Origin of the sequence: Aeromonas sp. QDB18 (assembly GCF_027705325.1) — a bacterium.
GTDB classification, from domain to species: Bacteria; Pseudomonadota; Gammaproteobacteria; order Enterobacterales; family Aeromonadaceae; genus Aeromonas; species Aeromonas caviae.
Window position 1 is genome coordinate 1 of sequence record NZ_JAPDBQ010000261.1, and the last position, 1,901, is coordinate 1,901.

Consider the following 1,901-nt stretch of genomic DNA (forward strand, 5'->3'; position numbering starts at 1 on the left):
GGGCGTGCATCGAGAAGACAGATTATCCCATCCCGGCAGAACTGATGCCGTCAACCCCGTCCTGGTGAATAGATACCAGGCCCTCGCCATGGGGGCCCGTCTGGCCAAGCTCCTGACCGAGCCCACCGACTGGACGATCTACGCCAGCCCCCTCGGCCGGGCACGGCAGACGGCGGAGCGGGTGTGTCAGCAGCTTGGCTTGGACCAGGGGCGCATCATCTGGGACGAGCGGCTGGTGGAGCTGGGGATGGGGGAGTGGGAGAGTCGCCGGGTGCCCGAGCTGCTGGCGGCCCACCCCGATCTGGATCTGGAGGAACCGGACTGGTATCTGCGGGCCCCCCATGGCGAGAGTTTTGAGAGCATTCAGCGCCGGGCCCGGCAATGGCTTGAGGACGAGCAGATTGCCGAGCAGGCCATCGTTGTTTCTCACGGTATCTTTGGCGCCATGCTGCGCGGCGCCTATGTGGATCTGGACTACACCACCACCTGGCTGCAGGAGCTGCCGCAGGATGCCTTCTTCAAACTCAGTGGCGGTTGCATAGAACGGATTGCCTGCTGACCACACGAAGGCGGCCCGCCGTGGGGGCCGCTTTGAGTGCTGGGGATTATTCTCTCTTCAGCCTGGATAGCTTTCGATAGAGTGCATCGCGCTTCTCTACCTGATTGGCGCCATAGTGAAGCTCGCGATGGCAGTTAGGGCAGAGCGCCACCGTGTTGTTGATGGTATCCGAGCCTCCGTCAGCCAAAGTGCGCAGGTGATGCACCTCTAGAAAGGGTTCTCCGGTAGCCGTGATAAACGGGGCCTGTGCATCACAACACTCACACTGCGAGTCTGCGACGACGAGTACCCAGGCTTTGACGTGTGGGTCCCTCACATAACTTGTTGTGGCCAGGTAGCGCTGGGATGGCTCTTCTATACCGGGGGGATGAGGAGAGATGGGTTTCTCCTTGTATTGGATGACCTGATGTTCGAATTCTGCTTGTCCGCTAAACGGTTGTCCGTCTAACTCACAGATCAGGCGTTCAATAATAGACGCATTCTGTGCCCCTACATTCTTGGCCGGTTTTAGCCCAGAAACCCAAGCTCTGCCCATCAACACGCAGACGTAAGAGATATTTTGCATCCGATATTCAAACGACTTATCGGACCGTTGGAATCGAGCCGCTAACTCTGCGTAATAGTGCTTTTTGACAAAGGTAGTGCCTTCCAACTCCTTCTTGTACATCTCCAGATAGGCGGTCACCGTCGCCCTTAACTCTTCTTCTGTCCATGTGTTGCGCAAAGCCGACTCGTCCGAGTTGTATTTCATTGCAAGAAGGTTAACTCAATCGAAGCCGAAGTTCAGTAGAAAGGTTAATAAACTCTCATATTATCAATACATTGATGATGCCAAGCAGTAGTTGGGTCTTCTTGGTTTCTTTCAGTTGGGCCATCAGGACAAAAGGCTTTGCGGGCCAAGGCACAGTCTCTGCCAAGGGAACAGGGTATGATGGTGCGGCAATCACCATGACAGGGAGCAAGCATGATCAGCCATATCGACCATCTGGTATTGCGGTCAGCGACATTGAGCGGGCGGTGGCGTTTTACAGCGGCGCCTTCAAGATGGAGCCCATCACCTTCGGGGCGGGGCGCCGGGCGCTGCGCTTTGGCAACCAGAAGATCAATCTGCAACTGCTGGGGGAGGAGGCGCGCAACCGGGCGCAGGTGGGGTCGGGGGATCTCTGCCTCATCACCCGCTGGCCCCTGGATCAGGTGATGGCCCAGCTGGCGAGCCAGGGGGTCGAAATCGTGGAGGGGCCAGTGATGAAAAGCGGTGCCTGTGGTCCCATCTTAAATGCGAAAGGGGACTCCCTCCGACGTAGGTGGGAGGGGAATTTCGCCGGGGCGTCAGCCCCGCTGG

1 protein-coding gene and 2 pseudogenes are annotated in these 1,901 nt (G+C 57.8%); 2 read left to right on the forward strand and 1 reads right to left on the reverse strand.

The features are described 5' to 3' along the window. Positions 1-76 precede the first annotated feature (76 nt). Positions 77-559, forward strand: a pseudogene (locus tag OKC30_RS20680) (histidine phosphatase family protein); the annotation flags it as partial. Between the two features lie 46 nt (positions 560-605). Here the strand turns inward: OKC30_RS20680 and OKC30_RS20685 are convergent. Next, positions 606-1,310 (reverse strand): HNH endonuclease, encoded by a 705-nt coding sequence (locus OKC30_RS20685; protein WP_160838517.1) that lies wholly within the window; start codon positions 1,308-1,310, stop codon positions 606-608. 213 nt (positions 1,311-1,523) lie between these two features. On the opposite strand from OKC30_RS20685, the pseudogene OKC30_RS20690 reads away from it, so the two are divergent. After that, positions 1,524-1,831 (forward strand): annotated as a pseudogene (locus tag OKC30_RS20690) (VOC family protein); the annotation flags it as partial. Positions 1,832-1,901: the final 70 nt, after the last annotated feature.

Excerpts from the sequence above, each read along its gene's own strand:
- OKC30_RS20685 (WP_160838517.1), bottom strand. The coding sequence starts at position 1,310 with ATGAAATACAACTCGGACGAGTCGGCTTTGCGCAACACATGGACAGAA.